Origin of the sequence: Flavobacterium sp. PL11, assembly GCF_035985025.1 — a bacterium.
In the GTDB taxonomy this organism is placed as follows: Bacteria; Bacteroidota; Bacteroidia; order Flavobacteriales; family Flavobacteriaceae; genus Flavobacterium.
Map to the genome: position 1 here is coordinate 22536 of NZ_JAXCIA010000037.1, position 6000 is coordinate 28535.

General features: G+C 33.0%; 4 protein-coding genes and 1 pseudogene. All 5 read left to right on the top strand.

Annotated elements, in window-relative coordinates; genetic code table 11:
- Positions 1-307 precede the first annotated feature (307 nt).
- Positions 308-1006 carry a reverse transcriptase domain-containing protein gene (locus tag RCH18_RS14550; RefSeq protein WP_326937497.1) on the top strand — a complete coding sequence of 233 codons (699 nt, stop codon included), beginning with the start codon at positions 308-310 and terminating at the stop codon, positions 1004-1006.
- Positions 1007-2124: 1118 nt separating this feature from the next.
- Positions 2125-2868: pseudogene (locus RCH18_RS14555) on the top strand (ISL3 family transposase).
- A gap of 139 nt (positions 2869-3007) precedes the next feature.
- Positions 3008-3826 (top strand): type I methionyl aminopeptidase, encoded by an 819-nt coding sequence (gene map / locus RCH18_RS14560; RefSeq protein WP_326937498.1) that lies wholly within the window; start codon positions 3008-3010, stop codon positions 3824-3826.
- A 486-nt stretch (positions 3827-4312) separates the two neighbouring features.
- The gene (locus RCH18_RS14565) at positions 4313-5077 is read left to right on the top strand and encodes a class I SAM-dependent methyltransferase (protein ID WP_326937499.1); all 765 of its coding nucleotides are present in this window, start codon (positions 4313-4315) and stop codon (positions 5075-5077) included.
- 89 nt (positions 5078-5166) lie between these two features.
- On the top strand, positions 5167-5910 hold the full coding sequence (locus RCH18_RS14570) for a hypothetical protein (RefSeq protein WP_326937500.1): 744 nt from the start codon (positions 5167-5169) through the stop codon (positions 5908-5910).
- The last annotated feature ends 90 nt before the right edge of the window (positions 5911-6000 follow it).

Here is a 6000-nt window from a genome sequence, read left to right on the forward strand (position 1 = left end):
GCTGAGACGAGTGAACTGTTTAGGCAAAGTGTTATTGTAGAAGTCAGCCGAAGCCATAGTAGTGAAGAAGCATTTGTAATGAATGTGGAGCGAAGGGCCGAATCCTTAAAGCTGAGGTGTTTTTTTTTAATAGTAAAAGACAATGGAAAAGGATAGAAAACAGTTGAAGAATCAGATGAATCCTGCGGGACAGGAAGAATGTTTTCTTAGCAGCGACCTTTTCGCTGTATCGACACCCGTATGGTATCAAAGCAGCGGAAAGGTAAATCCTGAGTGGCTTTCTATATGCAAGGAAGAACGAAATCAGATGACAAATTTACGGAAACAAGTTATAAGTTTCAGTAATTTGCAAAAAGCCTATAAGCAGGTAAGAAGCAATGGCGGGAGTGCAGGAGTAGATAAAATGAGTGTAAAAGACTTTGGAGCTTGGTTTGCCGAGCATTACCAAGACCTTCAAATGGAACTACAACAAGAAATCTATAAGCCGCAAACCGTTAAAGGGATCCAAATCCCAAAACCCACAGGCGGATTTCGCCAATTGGGCATCCCCACGGTCAAAGACCGAGTAGTGCAACAAGCCATTAGCCAAGTATTGCAACCCATATTTGATCCCAAGTTCTCGCCCAACAGTTACGGATTCCGTCCCAAACGCAATGCACATCAAGCTCTGCGACAGGCTTGTAAGTTTGTCAAATTAGGCAAAACCAAGGCAGTAGATTTAGACTTAGCCAAATTCTTTGACGAGGTAAATCACCAAAGATTGATGTGGCTATTGGGTACTAGAATAGGAGACAAGCCCCTTTTTCGGCTTATTTTAAAGATTCTAAAAACGGACATTCTAACCGATGGACTTCAAGAACAACGGACAAAAGGCACTCCGCAAGGAAGTCCTTTAAGTCCATTATTATCCAACATTGTTTTAGATGAATTAGATCAAGAGTTAAGCCGTAGAGGTTTAAATTTTGTTCGCTATGCCGATGATGCACAAATACTTGTAAGCAGTTAGAAAAGTGCCGAAAGAGTACAAGCCAGCGTGATAGAATTTATAGAAAACAAGATGAAACTAAAATTAAACCGAGAAAAGAGCGGTATAAAACCGTGCTATAAGGTGAACTTTTTAGGATATAGTTTATTGGGTGGTGGTAAATTGGGTTTAATTAAATCAAGTGAACAACGTCTGAAAGACAAACTCAAAATGATAACTCATCGAAAAAGAGGTGTCAGTGGTGAGCAGATCTTGAAAGAATTAATAGTTGTTACGCAAGGATGGCTACGCAGACGGCTCAAATGTTTTAGATTAAAACAATGCAAACGAGCCATTGGAGTAGTCAGATTTTTGTAAAAGCTAAAAGTAGAAAAGACTTTGTGTTGGCGATTGGCATTAAGCGGAAAAGGGTGGTGGCAATTGTCTAACAGTCCTGCATCAAATATAGGAATGAATAATAACTGGTTTTTAGAACAAGGTTTTTATAGTCTAACATCTAATTATCAGAAGTTATTTTGTAAACCACTTTAAGGAAACCGCCGTACACGTAAGTACATACGGTGGTGTGAGAGGACAACAAAGTCAAGTTTTAAACTTAACTTTGTCTCCTACTATAATTAAAAAAATTTGGCTAGGGTAAATATTTAATGGTTAAATTATTTAAAAAAAAATGGACTTTTCTGAATTATTAAAAATTTTATTAGGTATTGGAAATGATTTTGAAGTATAAAACGTTGAAACCAATGAATCAAAAAAGCTAATTGATATTTATCTTAATTATCTCCCCAAATTTTTTAATTAGAAGGTGTAGATTTTCCAATTTATGACCATGCGCCGAAAAGAAAATGGCAACACTTGAATTGGTTTGAATATCAGTGTTACCTTCATTGTTGCCTTCCACGCTATGTGAATTCACAAGGAAAAGTTACTACTATAGACATTCCTTTCGCACCCAAATCAAGGAGTTATACCAATAAATTTAGCCAGCAAGCTATTTTGCATTGTCAAAGAGTTCGCGTCCAAGATACGGTAGCTAACTTATTAAAAACTACGACTTATATTATTAGAAGTATTATGGAAGATGCAGTAGAAAAGGCATTGGAACACAGGGGTTTTATTACTGACACTAGAATGTTAGCTTGGATGAAAAGGCATATAAACCTGGACACGAATATGCTACCATTTTAATTGATAGCGATAAAGAATGCGTTTTGAATTTAGTTGAAGGACGAAAAGAAAAAAGCGTTAAGACACTTTTTTTTGAATTAAACGAAGAAGAAAAACCACTACAAATCAAGCTTGTTAATTTTGATATGTGGAAACCATTTATGAATGTAATGACGGAAATAGCACCTCCTGCACTACTAGTTCACGGTAAATTTCATCTGGTAAAAAAGTTATCAGAAGCCATTGATAAAACTAGAAAAAGTGAAATAAAAGAGAACCACATAATTATAAAGCAAAAATATTCCGTGATGAAAAATGAAGAAAATAGAACCGAAAATCAACAAAAAATATTTGAGCAAATGACTAAAATAAATTTAAAAACATCAGAGGCATGGGTAATTAGAGAGAATTTTATAACTATATTTAGTCATAATCACTGATCGTATAAATTACAGCTTTTTAAAATTTGGCTTGAAGAAACGCCCAAAAAGAATTTAAAGCATGTAAACCAAGTAGTAGAAACCTTTAAAAGACACGCAAAAGGAATCGAAAATGCAATAATTACAGAAACCACAAGCGGTAAACACGAGAACTTAAATGGCAGGATTCAATCCGTTCTAGTAAAAGCCAAAGGGTTCTTCAACTTCAAGAGATTTAAAATAAACGTAATGTTCTATTTTGGTGATTTAGACCTAAAGCCATTAAAATTTTACTAAAGCGTTTGTTTCCATATCAGTTGTGATATATTAAACAGAATTTGATCTTTTGATATACAATGAACTTTTTAAGAATACAAAATCAAACTGAAAATAATAATTATAAAATTGTATTTTTGCAAACTGAAAAATCAAAATTATGATTATTGTAAAATCACGTGAGGAAATAGAATTAATGCGAGAAAGTGCATTGATTGTATCACAAACATTAGGCATGGTAGCTTCTGAAATTAAGGAAGGCGTTACCACTTTATACTTAGATAAATTAGCTGAGGAATTTATTCGTGATCATGGAGCGGTTCCCAGTTTTTTAGGTTTATATGGATTTCCAAATTCATTATGTATGAGTCCAAACTCACAGGTAGTACATGGAATTCCAAATAATAAGCCATTAGAAAGTGGCGATGTGATTTCTGTGGACTGTGGCGCTTATAAAAACGGCTATCACGGGGATCATGCGTACTCATTCGAAATTGGCGAAGTTGCTCCAGAAACTAAGAAATTATTACAAATTACAAAAGAATCTTTATACGTGGGGATACGGGAATTCAAAATAGGAAACCGTGTAGAAGATGTTGGGAACGCTATTCAAAAATATACAGAAGCTAGGGGATATGGTGTCGTTAGGGAATTAGTGGGACATGGAGTAGGACAGAAAATGCACGAAGATCCAGAAATGCCAAACTATGGTAAAAAAGGAAGAGGTAAGCTTTTCGTTGAGGGCATGGTTGTAGCAATCGAACCGATGATTAATCTTGGAACAAGAAATATAAAACAGCATAAAGACGGCTGGACAATAACAACAGCTGATGGAAAACCGAGTGCACACTTTGAACATGACGTAGCTATCATTGATGGTAAACCAGAAATTTTATCCACTTTTGCCTATGTATATAAAGCATTGGGAATTGTAAGCAATGAAGAGGATGAGTTTAGAAAAGTTCCTTTTTCAATATAAGTTTAGACGTAAATTACACGAATTTTTTTTAATCTATAGTCTATCAGATTTTTACAAATAACACATAAATATGGTTAATGTCTATCTAAATAAAGAGTCTTATTCGATTATTGGTATTTGAAAGAAAGTAGATACTATTTTAAGCAAAGGCTATAGTGATATCGTTTGTAAAGAAGCTTTAGAAAATGAACTGAAACTAAATTTTACACCTTTTAAAAGAGAAAATTATACGCGATTTCATAAAGATATTATTCTATTCAGAAAGTACATAGCTGATTTTGTTGTTTATGACAAAATCATATTTTAAGTAAAAACCATCCCTGAATTAACCAATAGTGCTATCAAACAAACATTAAATTATCTTGCCGCATCAAAAAACAAAATTAGTCTTTTGCTCAATCCTGGAGAAGGCAGCTTAAAATACAAAACAATTATTTTATAATAACATCTGTGAAAATTTGTGAAATCTGTGTTTAAATTTACCCTATGAAATCCACGTTCAAACTAATTCTAAATACCATTCCGCGTCCATTACTTATTCGTTTAAGTTATATCGCGCGTCCTATTATCGCATTTTCTTTAAAAGGGGATAAGTTTACTGATCCTATTGATGGGAAAAGTTTTAAATCGATGTTGCCTTATGGATATGAGACCCAAAGAAACAATGTGCTTTCGCCAAGTACGCTCTCTTTAGAAAGACACCGTTTATTATGGCTGTACCTAAATGAACAAACTGATTTTTTTACTACACCTAAAAAAGTATTACACTTTGCTCCCGAGCAAGCTTTTTATAAGTTATTCAGAAATCAGAAAAATCTAGATTATACCACAACCGATTTGTTTTCGCCTCTTGCCGATGTAAAAGCTGATATTTGTAATCTACCTTTTGAGGATAATCAATATGACATCATTCTTTGTAATCACGTTTTAGAACATATTCCAGATGATACTAAAGCTATGCAGGAATTATATCGGGTTTTAAAACCAGGTGGAATGGCAATTCTACAAATTCCTCAAGATTTATCAAGAGAAAACACATTTGCTGACGATACCATCACGGATCAGAAAGAACGCGCTAAGATTTTTGGTCAGTATGATCATGTTCGTATTTATGGCCGTGACTATTTTGACAAATTACGTAGTATAGGTTTTAAAGTAATTGAAGAAGATTATACCAATAAAATTGACCCTAAATTAGTAGAAAAATATTGTCTAGCCAAAGGAGAAATTATTCCGGTTTGTTTTAAATAAGTATTTCAATTGCATTAGGACATTACAATTCTAAATAATAAGTGTTATTCTATTCTTTTCTCTCTCTTTTTAAATTTTTATAAATACTTGTGCAAACGTCAAATCCCTATTTTTTCTGCTTTGATATTACTTTGGATAGCAAATTAAATTATTACTTACCTACAGCTTTTGTTGTGATAAAAGGAAGTTATAAAGGTTATCTAGATAAGAAAGCGGTACCAGAAGTGTTAGAAAGTTTAGGTATTAAAAAAGCAAATTTAGATCAAAACACGTCGCAGCTATTAGCAATTTGCGAAATTTTAAAACCAAGTGCGTTATTTAAAAAGTTTGCCTCTAAAAGCAAGGCTAAAAATATTGAAGATTTACTTCAAGATAAAAAAATAGCTTTTGCATTAAAACTTTTTATAGAACTTAAGCTTAACCTTTTCCTAGACATAGTAGAAGCAAATAATTTCCCTTTAAGTTTAAATTTAGATGCAGACAAGAATTTTGAAAAATGTAAAATTTATTCTGAAAAGTCAATTTTAGAAGCCAAATTAAGCTTTGTCAAGCATGATATTGGAATTAATTATACACTTTCTTTACAAGAACAGGACAGACTATTTTTACCTTCAGACCACTTTGTTGTTATTATTCTTAACGATCCCGCTTGGCTGATTGTTGATAAAAATTTATATCGATTAAAAGATATAAATAGCAATAAGTTAAAACCTTTTTTAAAGAATAAAAGTATCGAAATACCAGCGCAAACGGTGCCCAAATTTTTTGATACCTTTATTAAAGATATCGTTAAGAAGGTAAAAATTGAAACAAACGGATTTAATGTAGCTTGAATTCAACTTATAAATGCAACTTTTGAGAAAAGAGTTGCAAGTATATTAAATTTTTACAGAAAGAGAGAAAAGAAAATAAATTCTTTTCCC

Bases quoted from the DNA above. Each gene is read 5' to 3' on its own strand.
- RCH18_RS14550 (WP_326937497.1), top strand. From the start codon at position 308: ATGACAAATTTACGGAAACAAGTTATAAGTTTCAGTAATTTGCAAAAA.
- map (WP_326937498.1), top strand. From the start codon at position 3,008: ATGATTATTGTAAAATCACGTGAGGAAATAGAATTAATGCGAGAAAGT.
- RCH18_RS14565 (WP_326937499.1), top strand. From the start codon at position 4,313: ATGAAATCCACGTTCAAACTAATTCTAAATACCATTCCGCGTCCATTA.